Source organism: Lacinutrix chionoecetis (assembly GCF_053604665.1).
Map to the genome: position 1 here is coordinate 251220 of NZ_JBSHNQ010000084.1, position 20123 is coordinate 271342.

Annotated in this window: 20 protein-coding genes; 8 read left to right on the forward strand and 12 right to left on the reverse strand. The window is 32.5% G+C overall.

What is annotated here, in order from left to right:
- Window positions 1-78 precede the first annotated feature (78 nt).
- Both ACVC43_RS11025 and ACVC43_RS11030 read left to right on the forward strand, forming a co-directional pair.
- Window positions 79-1083 carry a formimidoylglutamase gene (locus ACVC43_RS11025; protein WP_452224577.1) on the forward strand — a complete coding sequence of 335 codons (1005 nt, stop codon included), beginning with the start codon at window positions 79-81 and terminating at the stop codon, window positions 1081-1083.
- Entirely contained in the window at window positions 1073-1540 is a 468-nt protein-coding gene (locus ACVC43_RS11030; RefSeq protein ID WP_452224578.1) for a GNAT family N-acetyltransferase, read from the forward strand. The genes ACVC43_RS11025 and ACVC43_RS11030 overlap by 11 nt, the downstream gene beginning before the upstream one ends.
- 260 nt (window positions 1541-1800) lie before the next feature.
- Here ACVC43_RS11030 and dnaK read toward each other — a convergent pair whose 3' ends face one another.
- Complete coding sequence (gene dnaK, locus ACVC43_RS11035; RefSeq protein ID WP_452224579.1) at window positions 1801-3720, reverse strand: molecular chaperone DnaK; 1920 nt, start codon at window positions 3718-3720, stop codon at window positions 1801-1803.
- A gap of 194 nt (window positions 3721-3914) precedes the next feature.
- Between dnaK and ACVC43_RS11040 the strand changes: the two genes are divergently transcribed.
- The 3 genes from ACVC43_RS11040 to ACVC43_RS11050 all read left to right on the forward strand — a co-directional run bounded on the left by ACVC43_RS11040 (window position 3915) and on the right by ACVC43_RS11050 (window position 7144).
- On the forward strand, window positions 3915-4418 hold the full coding sequence (locus ACVC43_RS11040; RefSeq protein ID WP_452224580.1) for a dihydrolipoamide dehydrogenase: 504 nt from the start codon (window positions 3915-3917) through the stop codon (window positions 4416-4418).
- A gap of 113 nt (window positions 4419-4531) precedes the next feature.
- Window positions 4532-5956: an L-serine ammonia-lyase gene (locus tag ACVC43_RS11045; protein ID WP_452224581.1), complete on the forward strand. Its 1425-nt coding sequence runs from the start codon at window positions 4532-4534 to the stop codon at window positions 5954-5956.
- A gap of 12 nt (window positions 5957-5968) precedes the next feature.
- On the forward strand, window positions 5969-7144 hold the full coding sequence (locus ACVC43_RS11050; protein ID WP_452224582.1) for a hypothetical protein: 1176 nt from the start codon (window positions 5969-5971) through the stop codon (window positions 7142-7144).
- Between the two features lie 27 nt (window positions 7145-7171).
- Here the strand turns inward: ACVC43_RS11050 and ACVC43_RS11055 are convergent, their stop codons facing one another.
- The gene (locus ACVC43_RS11055) at window positions 7172-7627 is read right to left on the reverse strand and encodes a nuclear transport factor 2 family protein (protein ID WP_452224583.1); all 456 of its coding nucleotides are present in this window, start codon (window positions 7625-7627) and stop codon (window positions 7172-7174) included.
- 103 nt (window positions 7628-7730) lie between these two features.
- Here ACVC43_RS11055 and panB point away from each other — a divergent pair, with 103 nt between their 5' ends.
- The 3 genes from panB to ACVC43_RS11070 all read left to right on the forward strand — a co-directional run bounded on the left by panB (window position 7731) and on the right by ACVC43_RS11070 (window position 10966).
- Window positions 7731-8549, forward strand: coding sequence for a 3-methyl-2-oxobutanoate hydroxymethyltransferase (panB, locus tag ACVC43_RS11060; RefSeq protein WP_452224584.1), 819 nt, complete (start codon window positions 7731-7733; stop codon window positions 8547-8549).
- Window positions 8550-8828: 279 nt separating this feature from the next.
- Window positions 8829-9524: an RluA family pseudouridine synthase gene (locus tag ACVC43_RS11065; protein ID WP_452224585.1), complete on the forward strand. Its 696-nt coding sequence runs from the start codon at window positions 8829-8831 to the stop codon at window positions 9522-9524.
- Window positions 9525-9595: 71 nt separating this feature from the next.
- Window positions 9596-10966, forward strand: coding sequence for an aldehyde dehydrogenase (locus ACVC43_RS11070; RefSeq protein WP_452224586.1), 1371 nt, complete (start codon window positions 9596-9598; stop codon window positions 10964-10966).
- Window positions 10967-10974: 8 nt separating this feature from the next.
- On the opposite strand, the gene ACVC43_RS11075 is transcribed toward ACVC43_RS11070, so the two are convergent.
- From ACVC43_RS11075 to ACVC43_RS11120, 10 genes are all read right to left on the reverse strand, one after another.
- A complete protein-coding gene (locus ACVC43_RS11075) occupies window positions 10975-11805 on the reverse strand; it encodes a sensor histidine kinase (RefSeq protein WP_452224587.1) in 831 nt (276 codons plus the stop codon).
- Between the two features lie 110 nt (window positions 11806-11915).
- A complete protein-coding gene (locus tag ACVC43_RS11080) occupies window positions 11916-12632 on the reverse strand; it encodes a hypothetical protein (RefSeq protein WP_452224588.1) in 717 nt (238 codons plus the stop codon).
- A gap of 78 nt (window positions 12633-12710) precedes the next feature.
- Window positions 12711-13415: a hypothetical protein gene (locus ACVC43_RS11085; protein WP_452224589.1), complete on the reverse strand. Its 705-nt coding sequence runs from the start codon at window positions 13413-13415 to the stop codon at window positions 12711-12713.
- Between the two features lie 9 nt (window positions 13416-13424).
- Complete coding sequence (locus ACVC43_RS11090; RefSeq protein WP_452224590.1) at window positions 13425-13931, reverse strand: hypothetical protein; 507 nt, start codon at window positions 13929-13931, stop codon at window positions 13425-13427.
- Between the two features lie 139 nt (window positions 13932-14070).
- Complete coding sequence (locus tag ACVC43_RS11095) at window positions 14071-14637, reverse strand: hypothetical protein (protein ID WP_452224591.1); 567 nt, start codon at window positions 14635-14637, stop codon at window positions 14071-14073.
- A gap of 146 nt (window positions 14638-14783) precedes the next feature.
- Window positions 14784-15146: a hypothetical protein gene (locus tag ACVC43_RS11100; RefSeq protein ID WP_452224592.1), complete on the reverse strand. Its 363-nt coding sequence runs from the start codon at window positions 15144-15146 to the stop codon at window positions 14784-14786.
- Window positions 15147-15391: 245 nt separating this feature from the next.
- A complete protein-coding gene (locus ACVC43_RS11105) occupies window positions 15392-16930 on the reverse strand; it encodes a YifB family Mg chelatase-like AAA ATPase (RefSeq protein WP_452224593.1) in 1539 nt (512 codons plus the stop codon).
- Between the two features lie 94 nt (window positions 16931-17024).
- Window positions 17025-17606 (reverse strand): hypothetical protein, encoded by a 582-nt coding sequence (locus tag ACVC43_RS11110; RefSeq protein WP_452224594.1) that lies wholly within the window; start codon window positions 17604-17606, stop codon window positions 17025-17027.
- An 8-nt stretch (window positions 17607-17614) separates the two neighbouring features.
- Entirely contained in the window at window positions 17615-18262 is a 648-nt protein-coding gene (locus ACVC43_RS11115) for a hypothetical protein (RefSeq protein ID WP_452224595.1), read from the reverse strand.
- An 11-nt stretch (window positions 18263-18273) separates the two neighbouring features.
- Complete coding sequence (locus tag ACVC43_RS11120; RefSeq protein ID WP_452224596.1) at window positions 18274-19950, reverse strand: hypothetical protein; 1677 nt, start codon at window positions 19948-19950, stop codon at window positions 18274-18276.
- Window positions 19951-20123 lie beyond the last annotated feature (173 nt).

A 20123-nucleotide genomic window follows, 5' to 3' on the forward strand; every position in this document is an offset into this window, starting at 1 on the left:
GATAGCTTTAATTTACAATTAAAACAGTAATTTTATTATTTAAACGCAGGAAACCACGTTATGAATAAACTTGTTTTAATGTCCAAATCTAATGCGGAAGCACTAATTACTAAACGCGCAAACGAAACTAAATTTGGAGAGCAAATTATTACTTTGCTATCGCTTACAAACATATACGACGACATAAAAAATTTAGACGTTAAATATGTTTTAGTAGGCTTACCAGAAGATGTCGGTGTCTTTGCAAACTACGGAAAATCAGGCACTTGCAAGGCTTGGGATGCTGCTATTAAAGTTTTGTTAAATACGCAAAGTAACCAATACAACATAGCTGGAAAACTGCTCATTTTAGGGCATTTAGATTTTACCGAAGAACAGGAACAACTTTTACAGTGGGACCAAAATGAACCCAAAGACATTAAAAGAGCCCGAAAACTGGTTGCAGAAATAGATAAAGAAGTTAGCGACCTTATTTATAATATTGTAAAAGCTGGAAAAATTCCTATAATAATTGGTGGCGGACACAACAATGCTTACGGGAACATAAAAGGAACCTCCTTAGCCTTGCATAAAAAAATAAACGTTATTAATCTCGATGCACATACCGATTTTCGTGCCTTAGAAGGCAGACACAGTGGAAATGGTTTTAGTTATGCTTTCGCAGAAGGCTTTTTAAAGCGTTATTTTATTTTCGGGATGCATGAGAATTATACCTCACAAACCGTTTTAGACAGCGCTTCGGACTCTAAAGGAAAGATACAATTTAATACGTTTGAAGACTTAGAAATTAAAAAAACCGTAAAGTTTAAGTCTGAACTAAAAGAGGCTTTAGATTTTGTTTCCAAAGATAATTTTGGAATTGAAATAGATTGCGATGCTATAATTAATATTCCAAGTAGTGCGCAAACGCCTTCTGGTTTCTCGGTAAATCATGCGCGCCAATTTGTGCATTATTTTGGTAGCCATAGCCAAGCAAAGTACTTACATATTTGTGAGGCTGCACCAACTAAAAAGACGATAACTCAAGTAGGTAAATTAATAGCCTATTTAATAACTGATTTTATTAAGGCTAATGACAATTAATATTATTCCCTTTAGCAAAGCTTATTCAGCAGACTTTTATAAATTAAATACAGAATGGCTTAAAACTTTTTTTTACGTAGAGCCTTTTGATGAAGAGGTACTCTCTAATCCCGAAAAATATATTATTAATAAAGGTGGCTACATTTTTTTTGCAAAGTATAATGATACTATTGTTGGTACTTATGCGCTTATGCCTTTACCTGCTCAAGATGCCTTTGAGTTAACTAAAATGGCAGTGTTGCCCGATTTTCGCGGACATAACATTGGACAAAAACTATTACACCATACTATTGATTTTGCAAAATCGAAAAAGTTTAATAGGCTACTACTCTATTCGAGTAGAAAGCTCGAAAACGCCATTTATTTATATAAGAAGTTTGGCTTTAAAGAAATTAACGTCGAGGACAATTGCCCATACAAACGTTGTGATATTAAAATGGAGTATTTTAATCTTTAAACATTCTTAATACCCTTAATAAAAAATAAAACGCAACCCAACTAAGGGTTGCGTTTTTTCATATATGTGTTCAATCTTGTAAGATACTCAGTCGAGCTGATGATAAGCGATTCGCGCACTTTTTTTTTCAAAAAAGTGGCTCTCTGAGTTCCCAAAACAAGTTTGGGATAAGCGATTCACTCAATTTTTGTTTTACAAAAATTGGTTTTCTTCTTACTTGACTTCTTCAAAGTCTATACTTCGACTTCGCTCAGCACAGGCTACTTGACTTCTTCGAAGTCTACGTCTTCAACATCGTCTGTAGCATCTGCAGCTTGTCCTTTAGCTCCCGCTCCTGCATCTGTTGGTCCACCTTCTGGTGCGCCACCTTGTGCTTCTGCTTGCGCTTTGTACATCTCTTCACTTGCTACTTTCCAAGCTTCGTTAATTTTTTCTAACGCTGGCTCGATAACTGCGATATCTTTAGTTTCGTAAGCTGCTTTCAATTCTGTTAAAGCTTCTTCAATTGGTGCTTTTTTATCATCAGATAATTTATCACCAAATTCTTTAAGTTGCTTTTCCGTTTGGAAAATCATAGAATCTGCTTCGTTTAATTTCTTAGCATTTTCTGCTGCTTTCGCATCTGCTTCTGCATTTGCTTCTGCATCAGCTTTCATCTTTTGGATTTCTTCTTCAGTTAAACCTGAAGATGCTTCAATTCTAATATCCTGAGACTTGTTAGTTGCTTTATCTGTAGCAGACACTTTAATAATTCCGTTAGCATCAATATCGAAGGTTACTTCAATTTGAGGTACACCTCTTTGAGCTGGTGGAATACCATCTAAATGAAAACGTCCAATTGTTTTGTTATCTCCTGCCATAGCTCTTTCACCCTGTAATACGTGGATTTCCACTGAAGGTTGATTGTCTGCTGCTGTAGAGAATACTTGCGATTTTTTTGTTGGTATTGTTGTGTTTGCTTCAATAAGTTTTGTCATTACATTACCCATTGTTTCAATACCTAACGATAAAGGTGTTACATCTAAAAGTAAAACATCTTTAACATCACCTGTTAAAACACCACCTTGAATTGCAGCACCTAAAGATACTACTTCATCAGGGTTTACACCTTTACTTGGCGTTTTTCCAAAGAACTTCTCAACGGCTTGTTGCACAGCTGGAATACGTGTAGATCCACCAACAAGAATAATCTCGTCGATATCGCTTTTAGATAATCCTGCTGCTTTTAAAGCGGTTTGGCAAGGTTCTATTGTTCTTTTTACTAAATCGTCTATTAACTGCTCGAATTTAGAACGTGTTAATGTACGTACTAAGTGTTTTGGTCCGCTTGCAGTTGCTGTAATGTATGGTAAATTAATTTCTGTTTGCTCAGACGATGATAATTCAATCTTAGCTTTTTCAGCAGCTTCTTTTAAACGTTGTAAAGACATAGGATCTTTACGTAAATCCATACCTTCATCTGCGTTAAACTCATCTGCCAACCAGTTAATTATTTTTTCATCTACATCATCACCACCTAAGTGCGTGTCTCCATCTGTAGCTAAAACTTCAAATACACCATCTCCTAATTCAAGGATAGATACATCGTGTGTTCCACCACCAAAATCGAAAACAACAATTTTTTGGTCTGTTCCTTTTTTGTCCATACCATAAGCTAACGCTGCTGCTGTTGGCTCGTTAATGATACGACGTACTTTTAGACCTGCAATCTCACCAGCTTCTTTAGTGGCTTGTCGTTGGCTGTCGTTAAAATAAGCTGGTACAGTAATTACTGCTTCACTTACATCTTGTCCTAAATAATCTTCGGCAGTTTTCTTCATTTTTTGAAGAATCATAGCCGATAATTCCTGAGGTGTGTATAAACGACCATCCACATCTACACGTGGTGTATCGTTATCACCTTTTACCACTTTATATGGTACACGTTCTGCTTCTTTTTTAGACTCAGAATATTTATTACCCATAAAACGCTTAATTGAATAAACGGTTTTTGTTGGGTTTGTTACTGCTTGTCTTTTTGCTGGATCTCCAACTTTAATTTCTCCACCTTCTACAAAGGCGATTACTGATGGCGTTGTTCTTTTACCTTCAGCATTAGGGATAACTACTGGCTCGTTACCTTCCATTACAGAAACGCAAGAGTTGGTAGTTCCTAAATCGATTCCAATAATCTTACTCATAGTTTTATATTTGTTTTATGTTTTTTCCGCTTTAACGGAAATATTATTTATTAATTATTTACGATAGCATTAAGTCAATGATTATGCCATTGAAAAAAATATGACAGGTTGTCAGAATTAAATAATTAAAAATAATTTTGCATTCTTGTAGTTTGGTACATACTTTGAAGTTATATTTAAAAAAACAAATAATTATGACACGTATTTTATCCTTTTTTGCAGTATTTGCTTTATTACTAACGTCTTGCGAAGGACCTCAAGGCCCTCCAGGGTTTGATGGATTTGATGGCGCTGATGGCGTCAATATTGTAGCACAATCTTTTGAAAGAACAATAGATTTTACCTCCACAAATAATTACCAGGAAACTGTAGAAGTTCCTCTCGATATTGAATTATTTGAATCTGATATGGTTTTAGTTTACCATTTAAGAGGTCAAGTAGATGGTTTTGATGTTTGGAAAGCACTTCCAGAGACCATATATATTAACGCTGCAGAGGAATTTCAATATAACTTTGAGCACAATTTCGATTTTATTACAATATTCATTGAATCTCATCCTAATTTCGATTTTAATTTGTTAACAGACGATGAAAGGATTAACCAAACGTTTCGAGTTGTAATATTACCTGTCGATTTTGTAAATAGTAAGAATATAGATGTCAACAATTATCAAGACGTTAGACAGTACATTAAATAAATACTAAATACATAGTATGTTAAAACAGCTTCATTTTAAAATTGAAGCTGTTTTTTTATGCTTTCAAACCTAAACAAAAAGCTATATTTGTGTAACAATTATTTTTAATAGTTATGGAATGTATTTCGGTTTTCGATATGCTTAAAATTGGTGTGGGACCATCCAGTTCGCACACGTTAGGACCTTGGCGTGCTGCCGAGAGATGGTTGTATGAATTAAAAGACGAAGACGTTTTTAAAAATGTTACGCGAATTCAGGTAGATTTGTATGGTTCATTGTCACTCACTGGAAAAGGCCATGCTACAGATTTAGCAGTCATGTTGGGTTTAAGTGGTAGCGACCCAGAAACTATACCAACAGAAACTATAGACATTATTATAGCTTCTATAGAAAATACTGAAAAGCTTGTTTTAGGGAATGAAAAAATAATTGATTTCGACAAAAATGCCGAAATTATTTTTAATCGCGTTTTCCTTCCATTTCATTCTAATGGCATCACTTTTACAGCGTTTAATTTCAATACCGAAATCCATCAATCTACCTTTTATTCTATTGGTGGTGGTTTTGTTATTAAAGAGGAACGCACCGTCGATGCAGAAAACAAAGAGTTAAAGAAAGAGTTTCCCTTTCCTGTGGAAAAAGCATCAGAATTATTAGCGTTTTGTATTAATGAAAACAAAAAGATTTCTGAAATTGTTTTAGAAAACGAAAGATCTCTGCGAGACGACGAGATTATAGACTACGAGCTGCAACGCATTTGGCAAACCATGCTAGATTGTATGTTTATTGGCTGCCATACCGAAGGTACTTTACCTGGTGGATTAAATGTGAGACGTCGTGCTTTCGATATGCATAAAAATTTAAATATTGAAATGCCATATGTAACGTCTCAAGATTGGTTACAGAGTATTAGACAAAGTGAAGTAAAATTCAGGCAAATTCTTAAATGGGTAAGTTGCTTTGCATTATCTGTAAATGAAGTAAATGCCTCTCTTGGTCGTGTGGTGACTGCGCCAACTAACGGAAGTGCAGGCGTTATTCCAGCAGTATTAATGTATTATCTTGTTATTGAAAATCACGATGCAGATTTTAAACACATTAAACAGTTTTTATTAGTCGCAGGCGAAATAGGAAGCATTTTTAAAAAAGGTGCCACAATATCTGCTGCTATGGGTGGATGCCAAGCCGAAATTGGTGTTTCGAGTGCTATGGCTGCTGGTGCATTAACAGAGTTACTTGGTGGCTCTCCAGAACAGGTAATGATTGCTGCAGAGATTGCAATGGAACATCATTTGGGACTAACCTGCGACCCTATTGCGGGCTTGGTACAGATTCCATGTATAGAACGTAACTCTATGGGAGCAATTAAAGCCATTAATGCCGCAGAATTAGCTTTGGAAACCGATCCTAAAAATGTAAAAGTCCCTTTAGATAAAGTAGTTGACACCATGTGGGAAACAGCAAAAGATATGAATAATAAGTACAAGGAAACCTCTCAGGGTGGTCTGGCAGTGCGTGTAAATATGTCGGATTGCTAAAGCTTGTGTATTATGAAACATATCCTTTTTATACTTTTTAACTTTTGTGTATTTATTGGAATATCACAAAATAAAATGTTTTTAAATGGCGAAACTCGCTTACTTAAAGACTCTAAACCAGACAGCCAAATCTTAGGCTATTTTAAAACTAATGCGCAAGTAAGCCTCATCTCTGAAGCTACAAACGGTTACATTTTAATAAAAGCAGATAATAATGATGTTGGTTATGTTAAAATTCATTTTTTAACATCAAAATACACCTCTAATCCGCAAACTTTACCAGATAATGAAAACCCTATTTTAAATGCTGACAAATACTATGGCAATAGTCATTTATTTGTTACTGCAGCAAATTTGCGAGCAAGAAGTAAACCTAATATAAATGGCGATATCGTTGGGAAATTAACAACTGGTCAAGCAGTACCTGTGAGATATCTTCCCGTTGATAAAGAAAGTTGGGTAAATATCTCTAACGGAAGATTTGTTCAACGAAAATTTTTAAATGAAAGACCTGGATTTGATGCTTTAGTCATTAGCTATCAAAGTATAAATCTTGATAACAAAAAAGAACGCTTAAAAATAGCCGAGCGTTTGGTGCAATTAGCTTGGAATACACACAGTAATTATTTAAAACCTGCTTACGAAATTCTTTATGCGTTAGCTTTAGATATTGGTGACAAAAAATTAATTCATGAAAGTAAATTGTTTTTAGAATACGGAAAACAACAATTAAAAGTTAAGAACCATACCGAAATTGAAAAGTTTATTGAAAATGCAGATTTTATTATTAAAAACCTTACTGTTAAAAATCAATTTGTGGAATTCTCAGAATTAATTAAGCATTACGGTGAACCAAATAAAACAAATATTATTGGTGATGAATGTGGCGTGTATTACAGTGAAACATTTTATATGTATGATAATATGACACTTACTGTTAATAAAGATGAAAACAAAGCTAATGTAAATTACATTTTACTCAATAACACTAATAAATTTATTCTAAATCAAAATCATATTATAGATGGTAATAGGTCGGAAATTGAATTTATTAAATCTTATGGTAGTTATGTACAATCATCTATTAATTCGCTACACACTTACACTATTTTAAATGATTATGGTGGTTACACCATAAAATTTAAAAAAGGTAAAGCCTACTCTGTATCTGTTTTTAGTTTATGTTAATACTAATGATTTAAAATTATTAAATAATTATTTACAACCTTCACGACGTCTGGTATCCACCAAATAAAATATTTTCCAGGAATCGTTTTCTTTTATTAACTGAAAAGAATTTACACCACAATGGCTAAATTTTCCATTAAACCAAAACTCATAGTCTGTCCAGGCGTTTGCCATGTTCCCATCAATTTTAATATGATAATTAAGAATTTTTTCTTCGAATGTCTGAGTCTTAGATATAGCGATTATCGAGTTAATAAACGCTGAGGCTTCAGTTGTAGTTAACGTTACTACGCCTTCCCTGTTTTTGCCAATAGACTGCAAAATTAAATCTTTATGCATTAAAGGTTTCATGATGGTACTGTCCTGCTTATGAAAACCGCTAAAAAAACGTTCTATAGTTTGTTTAACTTCTGCTTCTTCTATTGACTGTGCATTAATACTCCCTAAAAATAAGAACGTAAATACTATAAATATGTATTTCATAATAATAAGATATAACGCAATGTATTGTTTTTCTGCTAAAAACAAAAATCGTGTAGTATGTAGTAATTTAGTATTTTTACAATCCAATTTAAACTAAAAATAGATGTCTGTAGCTAAAAAAGAATATAAAAGAGTCACCGTAAAATCGCTTGTCGATATGAAAAAGCGAGGAGAGAAAATCTCTATGCTTACAGCATACGATTATACCATGGCAAAAATTGTTGATGGAGCAGGAATAGATGTTATTCTGGTAGGCGACTCTGCAAGTAATGTTATGGCTGGACATGAAACGACTTTACCAATTACTTTAGACCAGATGATCTATCATGCATCGTCTGTTATTCGAGCGATAGAGCGTTCTTTAGTAGTGGTCGATTTACCTTTTGGAAGCTACCAAAGTGACCCAAAAGAAGCTCTGCGTTCTGCAATTAGAATCATGAAAGAATCTGGCGGACACGCTGTTAAAATGGAAGGCGGTAAAGAAGTAAAAGAATCCATTAAACGTATTCTAAATGCAGGAATTCCAGTAATGGGGCATTTGGGCTTAACACCACAATCTATATACAAATTTGGGACCTACACTGTTCGCGCCAAAAAAGAGGAAGAAGCCCTACGCCTTAAAGAAGATGCGTTAATGTTGGAGAAAGCTGGCTGTTTCGGGATAGTTTTAGAAAAAATTCCTGCCAAATTAGCACAGGAAGTGGCCGAAAGTATTTCTATTCCTGTAATTGGTATTGGAGCTGGAGCTGGAGTAGACGGACAAGTTTTGGTAACTCACGATATGATTGGGATGACACATGAGTTTAACCCACGTTTTTTACGTCGTTATATGAACTTGTACGAAGACATGACTAATGCTTTTACGCAATATGGAGAAGACGTTAAACGTGGAGATTTCCCTAATGACGAGGAGCAATATTAATATTTATGCTTTATAAAAATTGGGCTTTTAAATTTTTTATATACACAATAATACTCAATATTATTGTTGCATTTCTTGTTTTTCAATCGACTATCTTTAATGATTATTCTACTCAAATAATAATATGCTCATTGATATGTACGGCAACACTAATTTTAGGAATTATATTTGGTATAATTTCTTATAAAAGGAAAGAGGAAAATGATTTTAAAAAAAAGTTAGGCTTATATGGGAACATTGCAATATTAGTTTTGAGTATTTTACTTCAATTCTTGGGTAATGTCTAAAATACTATCCAACAAATCTAACTTACAAGTTATCTACGAAGACAACCACATTATCGTTGTAAATAAACGTGCTGGAGATATTGTACAAGGCGACAAAACAGGCGACAAACCGCTAAGTGATGTGGTAAAAGAATACTTAGCAGATAAATACAATAAGCCCGGAAATGTTTATTTAGGTACAGTACACAGGCTGGACAGGCCAACAACAGGCCTGGTTATATTTTCTAAAACCAGTAAAGCCTTACCACGTTTAAATAAATTATTTGCTTCAAAAGAAATAAAAAAGACGTATTGGGCTTTAGTAAAGAATAAACCTGAAAAGGAAACAGATAGTTTAATACATTGGCTTAAAAAAAATCCTAAAAACAATAAGTCTAAAGCCTATACTAACGAAGTGCCAGATAGCAAAAAAGCCATACTGCATTACAAACAAATTAAAACTTTAGATAATTATTATTTATTGGAAGTTTCCTTGGAAACTGGCCGTCATCACCAAATACGTGTTCAACTTTCAAGTATTGGCTCTCCCATAAAAGGAGATTTAAAGTACGGTTTCGACCGCAGTAATAAGGATGCGAGTATAAGCCTGCATGCCAGAAATATTAAATTTACACATCCTGTCTCTAAAATTGAATTAGATATTACAGCACCTTTACCAAACGATCCTGTTTGGAATGCCTGTTTATAACACTTCTTTTTAAAGGTATTAGACCTGTTGTGCCATAGAATTTTTAACTTTACGATTATAACTATTTAATTATGATTCCTGAATTACTACAGTCTCAAAAAGATTATTTCAACACTGGTGAAACCAAAAATGTTAAGTTTAGAAAGCAGGTTTTAAAGCGTTTAAAAGAAGAACTTGTAGCACGAGAAAGTCAAATTATTGAAGCTTTAAATAAAGATTTTAAAAAACCCGCTTTCGAATCGGTTTTAACAGAAACTACTGTAGTGCTTTCAGATTTAGACCAAATGATTAAAAATGTTACTAAATGGTCTAAACCAAAACCTGTTCTTCCAGCCTTAATTAATTTTCCATCGACTGATAAATTGTATTCTGAACCTTATGGCCAAACCTTAATAATAGCACCATGGAATTATCCCTATCAACTTGCCATTGCACCAATGGTTGCTGCAATTGCTGCAGGAAATACTGTTATTTTAAAACCGAGTGAGCTTACTAAACATACGTCGGCTCTACTCAATACTATAATTAAAAAAGTTTTTAAGCCAGAACATGTTAGCGTTGTTGAAGGTGGTGTAGACGTATCTACCAAGTTATTAGAACAACGTTGGGATTACATTTTCTTTACAGGAAGCGTTAAAGTTGGTAAAATTGTAGCCAAAGCAGCTGCAAAATACTTAACCCCTTTAACCTTAGAATTAGGTGGGAAAAACCCATGCATTATCGACGAAACTGTAAATATTAATTTAACTGCAAAACGTATTGTTTGGGGCAAGTTTATAAATGCAGGACAAACGTGTATTGCACCAGATTACGTATTGATTCATAATAGTAAAAAAGAGGCTTTTTATAAAGCGATGTCTAACGAAATTGAAAACGCATATACAAACAAACCGAAAGCATCAGCTGATTTTTGCCGTATTGTAAATAAAGATAATTTTAAGCGGTTGGCAGAAATGCTTCCTGGAGAAAATATTGTAATTGGTGGTGAAACCGACGCTGAAACCTTGTACATCTCTCCTACCGTAATTGACGCTCCTAAATTAGACAGCAAGATTATGGAAGATGAAATTTTTGGTCCTATCCTCCCTGTTATTGCTTACAACAACGAGACTGAGATACATACAATTATTTCTAAATATGAAAAACCTTTGTCGCTTTATGTTTTTACTACAAATTCAGCGAAAGCTAAAAAAATAATAGAAACGTTTTCTTTTGGTGGTGGTTGTATTAACGATACGGTAATACATTTTGCAAATCACAGGTTGCCTTTTGGAGGCGTTGGAAATAGTGGTATTGGAGCTTATCATGGTAAACGCTCTTTCGATGCTTTCTCCCATAAAAAAGCTATTGTTAAAAAAGCAAATTGGTTAGATTTACCGTTTCGTTATGCACCTTATAGCGGGAAATTAAAAAAGTTTAAACCTTTTTTAAAATGGTTTTAAATACGCAATTATTCCTTATGATTGTATGGGTATTTTAATTCTAAATGCGTGCCTTCTCCTATTATAGAGCTTAAGTTATACGCAGTGTTAATGAGCTCGGCACGACTTTTCATGTTTAATAAACCCGATCCTTTTTCCACAGTTTCAACATTAAAACCTTTACCGTCGTCACTTGCCGTAATTATAAGTTTATCTTCTAAATAATTAAGTTTTACAGCTAAGTTTTTTGCTTCGGAGTATTTTACTGTGTTCGAGAAAAACTCTTGTAAAATTCTAAAAATTATTATTTCGTGTTTTTTGTTTTTAAAAGGGACAACATCGCCTTTCACTTGTAATTCAGCAGAAGCGAATTTCATCTTTTTCAATCTATTTAATTCGTTTGTAATAGATTGCTCGAAACCAATATTTAAAATAACTTCGTTGTTTAATGAGCGTGACAACAATCTCACTTCCCTAAGGCTTTGCTTTACAGTATCTGAGGCTTCAGAAAAATTCTCTTTTAATTCGTCACTCATCTGCGTTTTTAAAATATTCATTTGCATACTTGCTGCTGCGAGTAATTGCCCTACATTATCATGTAATTCCCAGCCAATATTTTTTAACGTTTGTTCTTGAATTTCGTTTTGAGCATTAGCCAATTCTTCGTCAAAAGCCTGCTGTTGCTTGATTTTATCTATTAAAAGTTTATTTTTTCTTTTTTGAAAAACTATAAAAAACAAAATGACTAAAGTGGTAACAATAACCAAAACGGCAATCATGTATATTAGTAAATAACGCTCTGCTGCCGTAGAAACTTTTGGTTCTTGTAATATTGAAAGGAGAAGAAAAATGTTATTCATTTTTAAATTTATAGTTTAGATATAATGAGACTAATAGCGAAACAAGTATACATAAAATGTTCGACAAGACTATTATTATAATTAATAATAAACCCTTACCAAGATTTTAATCACGTGATCTTTGCTTGTCTTTTTTTTGGTTTAGAGACTATAAAACCAATGGTAAATAAGCTATACATAAACATATTTGCAAAAACAAAAATTCGTCTTTTTAAATTGGCAAAATCCCAATCTGCTTCGGTATTGTATGCATCAAAAAATAAAATTGGTGCAATAACTATCCACCATATTAATAACGCACTCAACGCATAAAAACTAAATGTTGTAGTAGCTTTAGTAATATCATCGGCTTTAATGTATTCTATAAAATATATTGAGCAACACGACAATATTAAAAGAGCACCAGAAATTGAATATAATTGATGATGTTGTTTTAAAAATATTTGAGGAAATAGTATGAAATGGCTAATCATGACTACGACAAAAATTCCAGATAGTATTTTAATTGCAGTTTTACTTTGCCTTTTTTTAAGGACGGAATGGACGTAACCAGCAACAAACAAAATGCTTCCAAACATCCAGAACAGGTTAAACCATGCAGTAGAATGAAACCCTTGGTTTTTTAACAATCGTGTTAAAGGAAAATTATGAAAATTAGTAAATGTCATGCCCATTTGTTCAACAAATACGACATAAAACAGGTAGTATATAAATAATTTTGTAGTAGTATTTTTATACTTTTTGTAGAAAATAATGCCAGTTATTAAGGCTAAAATCTCAAACGCATAGGTTATTAAATGGAAATTTTCTGTTATAAATTTTAGCATTTAGTTGGATTCTTAATGGCACTATTAAATATCTTATTATTTTTTGAGTTTAGTCTAAAGCCTACTTTAAATAAAACGTTACTCTTCTTCTGGTTTAGAAACGATTAAGCCGATAGTGAAAGTTATGTACATAAATATGTTTGCGAATAAGTAAATTTGCCATTTTAACAACACAAAATTCCAATCTTCGTTAGAATTATAAACACCATAAAATATAACAGGTGTTGTTATTAACCACCAAAAAAATATTCCAATGCTAATATAGAAGTTAATAGACTTATAAAATTTTAATATTTTATCACTCTGTAAAACTTCTATAAAATAGAATATAGTGTAAATTAGAATTGATAATGCCGATAAAACACATATTAAAGGTATAAAACCTATAAAAAAATCTTCTATGTTAAACGCTATATATACAATCGAGAAAGCGATGGTAGAAACACATATTAATATGGAAGTTTTTTTAAACGTCTTATTTCTTAGAACTTTATTGTAATAAAAACAATAAAATACCACACAGGCTAAAATATAGAAGATGGAGAAAAACCAATAGTTATATCTAAATTTAGATGCTTTAAGTGCAGACAGCCAATTCCACTTATTATAGAGATTAGGATATTCACCAATAAAATCTACTATAGCTGCGTAAACAAGAAATAAAATAAAATATTTGGCAGCCACGAGTTTATATTTTTTAAAAAAAATAATACCTGTAATGGCTGCCAAAACTTCGACAGAATGCGTTATTAAACTATAATTCTGTCTTAAAAATTCTTCCAAAATAATTTATTAATGTGGATAGTTAGAATTTGGTGGATTTCCACCAGTACCCATATTTAAAGGATCACCACCAGGAATATCTCCACCATGGCCAACGCGAGCTGCAGAGCCTCCTTTTTGATTTTGAAGTTCTTCTATCTGGCTTGAAGTTGGTACCATAAACATAGTAGTGTAACCTACATTTTCTCCATCGTCAGGATAAGCTCCTAAATACACGCGTACACCATCCATGGTGTAGCCTAAGTCTTCACTTTGGTCTTCGGCGTAATCTAAATAATTTTTTATATCCTGTAACGACCACCATGACGAACGATTATCTGGACGTTTAACTATGGAGTCGCTAATAAGTTGGTGTCTGCTATTGTAAGCTCTGTCTAATGTCATAGCTTCAGAGGGTGTAATTACACCATTTGGTTTTGTTATTTCAATAGCACCCATGGTGTCTCTACAACAGTAAAAATACATAATTAGTGCTCCAATAATTAAGCCCAATAAAAGGCTGAGAAAATTTTTCATTTTTGTTTTGTTTTAAGGTTAGAATAATTGTGGTTACATATTTAATAACTTAGCAGTTATTAAATAAATGAATTTTTCAGTTTTAAAAAATATTATTTAATTCGATTAATAGCGATTTAAAAGTACTAAAAAAAATTGATTAAGCACTTTGCTCTGGTTTTGAAACAATTAAACCAATAACAAAGGTGGTGTACATGATGAAATTGGCAAAAAGAAATATTTGCCATTGTAAGAATATAAAATTCCAGTCTGCATTACTAAAATACAAATCGTAAAATGTTAAAGGCGTTATTATAATCCACCATAAAAATATACCAATAGTAATGTAAAAATATAAGGATTTATAAAAGTACATTATACGGTTGTGCAGTAATAATTCAATAAAATAAAGAACAAAACACAGTAATATTATTAGTGCTCCTCCAATTTGAATTACAGGTAACAACTGTATAAATAATGCATCAATATTATGAATAATATAACCTATAGAAAAAACCGTAAACGCTAAAGTAGTTATCTTTAAAATGGTTTTAAATCTTGGAGTAGCAATTATTTTTTGATAAAAAATTGAAAATAATATTACAACAAAAATATCATACGCAATCGTGAACCACCAATAGTTTTTTCTGAATTTTGAATTGTAAACTGGCTCTAAGAAATCAAACTTATCGTAATACAATGTGTAACTACCAATAACTTCTATCATTAATAAGCCAATTAATATTTTAATGAAAAAAGTAGCAGGCGTATTTTTAAATTTTTTAAAGAAAAAAATCCCAGTACACACTGCTACTAAAATAAAAGCTTTTGTTAATACGCTATAGTTATTTATTAAGAAACTTTCCAACGTAATTAATTAGGGTAATCTTGACCAGGTGGCATACCTCCTGCTCCTCTATCCATACCATTTGCTTCTGGTATGTCTTGGTTATTACCACGACCATCATCTTTGGTTGGTACCATAAAAATAGTTGTTAATCCTTTCTCGTCTTCTTCTGAAGTTTCAACACCCAAATAAAATCTAACACCATTAACATCTGGGTTTTCTTCTTTAATCTGGTTTAAAAAATTTTGCATGTCTTCTAATGAATACCAAGACGAGCGATTGTCTGGTTTTCCTGCTGCTGTTTCATTGGCACTGGCTCTTAAATCTGTCCAATTGTCGTTTAATTCTTTAGCTTCTGCAGCTGTAATCATTCCTTTTGGTGTAGGCATAGTTTAGTTATTTGATTATTTATTTTGATTAATTTTTAAATTTAGGAAAAAACCTGTTAAAATGATACTATACATTCATTTTTTGGCAGATTGTTTTTTGATTTTTACCGTTTCTGACATAAGACAGAAGACTGAAGACGGAAGACTGCTGACTGAAGTTGGAGGACCGAAGATGTAAGGTGGAAGACTTATGACCGATGACTGTAAACTGCTGACTGAATACTGAGTACTGCATACTGAAACCCCTATCCCAACCAACCTTCGCGATCTAAACTTCTGTATTGTATAGCCTCGCTAATATGGCTTCCATTTATGCTTTCTGCACCTTCTAAATCGGCAATAGTTCGCGATACTTTTAAAATTCTGTCGTAGGCTCTTGCCGAAAGGTTTAAACGTTCCATAGCTGTTTTCAACAACGCTTTGGATGCATCATCTAATTTACAATGTTGCCTGATTTGTTTTACATTCATCTGTGCATTATAATGCACAGTTTCAGACGCTGCAAAACGTTCGGTTTGTTTTTCTCTTGCTTTGGTTACTCGTTTTCTTATGTCTATTGAAGCTTCACCTTTTCGTTCATCGGATAACTTATCGAAAGGCACAGGAGTCACTTCTATATGTATGTCTATTCTGTCTAATAAAGGTCCAGAGATTTTGCTTAAATACCGTTGCATTTCGGCAGGACTTGAAGTTACAGGCGAATCCGGATCGTTAAAATAACCACTTGGACTCGGATTCATACTCGCAACCAACATAAAAGACGATGGATAAGTAACTGTAAATTTTGCTCTGGAAATAGTTACTTCTCTATCTTCTAAAGGTTGTCGCATGACTTCGAGGACTTCGCGTTTAAATTCGGGTAACTCGTCTAAAAACAAAACACCATTGTGACATAATGAGATTTCTCCTGGTTGTGGATAGCTACCACCTCCTACTAATGCCACATTGGAAATCGTGTGATGCGGACTTCTAAAAGGCCGCTGTGCCATTAATCCAGAATCTGCTTTTACACGACCAACAACCGAGTGTATTTTTGTGGTTTCTAGGGCTTCTTTTAGCGACATTGGTGGTAGAATACTTGGCAAGCGTTTGGCTAACATGGTTTTTCCTGCGCCTGGAGGACCAACCAATATAATATTATGTCCGCCAGCAGCAGCAATTTCCATACAGCGTTTTATACCTTCCTGGCCTTTAACATCGGCAAAGTCGAAATCGGGATAATCTAAATTTTTATAAAATTCTTCTCGTGTGTTAATTATGGTTTGTTCTATGTCTACACCTTTATCAAAAAAATTAATAACTTCCTTGATGGTATCGATACCATAGACTTTTAAGTCGCTTACAATAGCAGCTTCTTTGGCATTTTGTTTTGGTAAAATAAACCCTTTAAAACCTTCTTCTTTTGCTTTAATAGCTATAGGTAACGCTCCTTTTATGGGTTGCAGACTGCCATCGAGAGATAATTCTCCCATTATAAGGTAATCTTCTAAATCTTCGGCTTGAATTTGTTTGGAGGCAGCAAGAATACCAACAGCTAACGTTAAATCGTAGGCAGAGCCTTCCTTACGTAAATCGGCAGGTGCCATATTTATAGTAATTTTTTTTCCTGGAATTTTATAACCATTATTTTGAAGCGCTGCAGCAATACGGTAATTACTTTCTTTAATGGCGTTATCCGGAAGCCCTACAAGATGATACCCAATTCCAGAATCTACATTTACCTCTACAGTAATGGTTGTTGCCTCAACGCCAAAAACGGCACTTCCAAAAACTTTTTTTAGCATACATGGTTGGTTTAAGATTTAAATGTAGGAAAAAGAATAAGATTATTCAACCTTCACACTTACAAACTCGAAATCTACGTTGTTAAACAAGATGCTATTCAGGTTTATTTAAATTATATTTCTCTTTATTTAATAAAATTAAATTACAGAATGAAATAATAAAACAGGCAGTAAAAGTATAAGCTAAGGTGTAAAGAACCATCAATATTATTCTATTATTATTAATGCTGCTTTTTGTCCATATTTTTTCGCTTTCTCCTTGTACATGTTTTAATATATCTTCTCTTCCAAGTAAACTTGACTCCTCAGCTTCCAACTTGGTTATTGGGTCGTTCTCCACTCTAACATTTCCAATAATTACATCATGATTTTCGTATGGTAATGTTTTCGTTTCTAATAAATATGAATACGATATAAAAGAAAAAATGAGTAATATAAATGTAACAATTGACAATAAACTCCAAGTTTTAATTTTCTTATTCTTCAGTGAATAAAGCACTAAAAAGCCAGCTATAACAGTGGCAAAAAGAATAATAAACTTTATATAGGAATCTATGCTCTTGTCACTATTAGTCCATGAAGGAAAGGTAATTATAAAAGTACCAGCAACAGATACAATCCATGCAGTAAGTAATGTAATTTCTTTCCAGATGTTTTTGAATTTGGTAATTGGCATACTTTTTATTATTCGTTAAAGTAAAATATAATGTTTTCTTCAGTACTCGTTACTTCAACCAGCCGTTCCTTGCTTTTATAATCTCCTTTTTCAATCCAAACAATATAATATCCTGGCGCTAAATATCGTTGGGTATTATTTGTTGGGTTATTAAACTCGAAGCGTTTTACGTAAGTATCGTCATAAGAATATTTCATAAACGCAAAATAACCAGTCTCCTTTAGTGTTTGTACTTCAACTTTTACTTTTGCATTAATATTTGTGCTCATACCATAATCTATCGATTTTATTTTAGTTTCATAGTCGCTATTAACTGCCTCAAAAACATTAACCACCTTTTTTGTATTATCAAGTTTATAAATTAAAGTGTCTAAGGCTTTCTGCGAACTACTCAAGCCATCAATATATTCACTATCTATATTATTACTTCCAATAAAATCGTCTAAAATTTTGTATAATTTTTCGTTTGATGCTTCTAGTTTAGTGAAAGGACTTATTAGTTGTTCATTATTATTAGAATGTATAGAATCTGCTAAACGAGATAGAGTTTGTTGAGTTTTAAATGCAACTTTATAGAAATCATTTTTATTTTGTTGTCCAAATGCACTACATACTACAAATAAAAGGAACAGTTTTGTTACAGCTAATTTTTTCATTTATTTAAATTTTAATCATATATATCAATTTCAATTTCCCAAACATAGTTTTTTAGCGTATCACGATAATATCTTTCAAAAAGAACCTCTACAGTCACATCCTGAGAATTATAACTTATATATTTATAATTTTCTTTATCTTCAATGCTTTTTGTATAATCTGGCAGTGCCAAATCTAAAGCATTAATTACATAGTCTAGTTTAGCAGTTGCTTCTTTTTTATTAAAAAAAGAATTGTAAGAGATTTTAATTTCTGTTGCATAATTTTCCTCAACATCAAATAAAGCATCGTTAAATAAAGTTCTATAAATTTCAATTGTCGTTTTCTTGTCGAAAGTAGCTGGGGATTTATAAATTATAAACGATTTTCCAATTTGGTCTGTATATAAATTTCCTATTCCCAAAAACAGATTGTTTTTATCAATTTTAAAATCTCTAATAATTTTTTTAATATTAGCTGCTAGTTTATAAATGGAACCACTTTTGCTGGTTTCTAAAGCAAGAAAATTTATTTTTTGTTTAGATAAGTTAGAATTCTCTTCTGCATCAGCGAAAGAATAACTAGCGATCGAAGCTTGTGAATAAGCATCAGGAAAAACAATGCGTGGCATTTTATCCTCTGTAAGTTCTGTCATACCCAATTCATCATTTTCTGCTCTATTCCATCTTAAACGTCCTTGTAGTACTTTTGTCTCTCTGGGTTCAATTCTAAACTTATGAATGTTTACATTAACTTTAGAATGGTATTTAATCGAGTCTTTTTTCAAGCGGCTTACATGAGATACATAGACCTCCATATTGATGTCTATAGGTTTTTTAGAAATATTAAGATAACTAAGATTATAATCTACAAATGGATACTCCTGTTTTGTATTCCAGTTAACAGTTGAATTATTATTATCTTTTATTAAAACAATGTTTTTTGCAATCTCAGGATTATAATTTATTATTTTCTTGGTGATTTTATAGGTCCAATTAAAAATGTTTTCCTTGTTTATATCGTAGTCCAACGTTTTAAAACTTTCGTTGATTATTTCATTATACGCGTCTAAACTCCCATAATAATTAATTATTCTGTCTTCATTAAGTTTTGCTAATTCTATTCCAGAATTAATAATACCTGCCTCGAGACCTTGTTTAATTAACAGCAACCTATCGATTTTAGAAGGATGTGTACCAAGAGTACCTTCGTCGATACCAATACTAAGCATAAACTGAAATATTGAATAAAAATCTTCAATATCAATATTCGAAGTTTCTAATTGATTGAAGTTTGTTTCTTTTATAAATAAACTACCTAAACAAAATCCCGCAAGCATATCTGCCTGGCCTTCTAATAACATTCTTGATATGGGCTTATCGTTCAACTCTTTTTTTCCCTTATACCAATTAAATTGAAATTGGTGTGCAAGTTCATGCGCCAACAATATTCTAATTAAATATTTTACACCTGTTGCACTAAATCGACTTGATAATTTATTTAGTTGTTCTTTACTAAATATAACTTCTCCATTAGGCTTAGATTTCATTACTCCTTTTTCTACAATTTTTAATTCTGTCGAAAAATTAGGAAGCGATATAGTTTTTAGTTTTAGGAATTCTGATCTAATACTGGCATCTACATTTTGGGAAGGTGAATAAGTATGAAAAAGTAGCAAAAAAGACAATAAAATAGTTGAAAACTTCATCTAATGAAACAATTAATAGCACAAACAAGTTATGAAAATAATATTCATAAAAGAAATAAGCTATAAAATAAACTTTTTAGATAGTTAAACTCGCACGCTCTCGTATGTGAGTGTGCATAGATTAGTCAGTTTTTTGATTAATATATATAAAAGCTGTAAAAACTTAGTTACGG

Bases quoted from the DNA above. Each gene is read 5' to 3' on its own strand.
- ACVC43_RS11065 (WP_452224585.1), top strand. From the start codon at position 8,829: ATGTCTAAAATACTATCCAACAAATCTAACTTACAAGTTATCTACGAA.
- ACVC43_RS11105 (WP_452224593.1), bottom strand. From the start codon at position 16,930: ATGCTAAAAAAAGTTTTTGGAAGTGCCGTTTTTGGCGTTGAGGCAACA.
- ACVC43_RS11075 (WP_452224587.1), bottom strand. From the start codon at position 11,805: ATGAATAACATTTTTCTTCTCCTTTCAATATTACAAGAACCAAAAGTT.
- dnaK (WP_452224579.1), bottom strand. From the start codon at position 3,720: ATGAGTAAGATTATTGGAATCGATTTAGGAACTACCAACTCTTGCGTT.
- ACVC43_RS11025 (WP_452224577.1), top strand. From the start codon at position 79: ATGTCCAAATCTAATGCGGAAGCACTAATTACTAAACGCGCAAACGAA.
- ACVC43_RS11050 (WP_452224582.1), top strand. From the start codon at position 5,969: ATGAAACATATCCTTTTTATACTTTTTAACTTTTGTGTATTTATTGGA.
- ACVC43_RS11110 (WP_452224594.1), bottom strand. From the start codon at position 17,606: ATGCCAATTACCAAATTCAAAAACATCTGGAAAGAAATTACATTACTT.
- ACVC43_RS11100 (WP_452224592.1), bottom strand. From the start codon at position 15,146: ATGCCTACACCAAAAGGAATGATTACAGCTGCAGAAGCTAAAGAATTA.
- ACVC43_RS11080 (WP_452224588.1), bottom strand. From the start codon at position 12,632: ATGCTAAAATTTATAACAGAAAATTTCCATTTAATAACCTATGCGTTT.
- ACVC43_RS11045 (WP_452224581.1), top strand. From the start codon at position 4,532: ATGGAATGTATTTCGGTTTTCGATATGCTTAAAATTGGTGTGGGACCA.
- ACVC43_RS11055 (WP_452224583.1), bottom strand. From the start codon at position 7,627: ATGAAATACATATTTATAGTATTTACGTTCTTATTTTTAGGGAGTATT.
- ACVC43_RS11095 (WP_452224591.1), bottom strand. From the start codon at position 14,637: ATGATAGAAGTTATTGGTAGTTACACATTGTATTACGATAAGTTTGAT.
- ACVC43_RS11090 (WP_452224590.1), bottom strand. From the start codon at position 13,931: ATGAAAAATTTTCTCAGCCTTTTATTGGGCTTAATTATTGGAGCACTA.
- ACVC43_RS11040 (WP_452224580.1), top strand. From the start codon at position 3,915: ATGACACGTATTTTATCCTTTTTTGCAGTATTTGCTTTATTACTAACG.
- ACVC43_RS11030 (WP_452224578.1), top strand. From the start codon at position 1,073: ATGACAATTAATATTATTCCCTTTAGCAAAGCTTATTCAGCAGACTTT.
- ACVC43_RS11120 (WP_452224596.1), bottom strand. From the start codon at position 19,950: ATGAAGTTTTCAACTATTTTATTGTCTTTTTTGCTACTTTTTCATACT.
- ACVC43_RS11070 (WP_452224586.1), top strand. From the start codon at position 9,596: ATGATTCCTGAATTACTACAGTCTCAAAAAGATTATTTCAACACTGGT.
- ACVC43_RS11115 (WP_452224595.1), bottom strand. From the start codon at position 18,262: ATGAAAAAATTAGCTGTAACAAAACTGTTCCTTTTATTTGTAGTATGT.
- panB (WP_452224584.1), top strand. From the start codon at position 7,731: ATGTCTGTAGCTAAAAAAGAATATAAAAGAGTCACCGTAAAATCGCTT.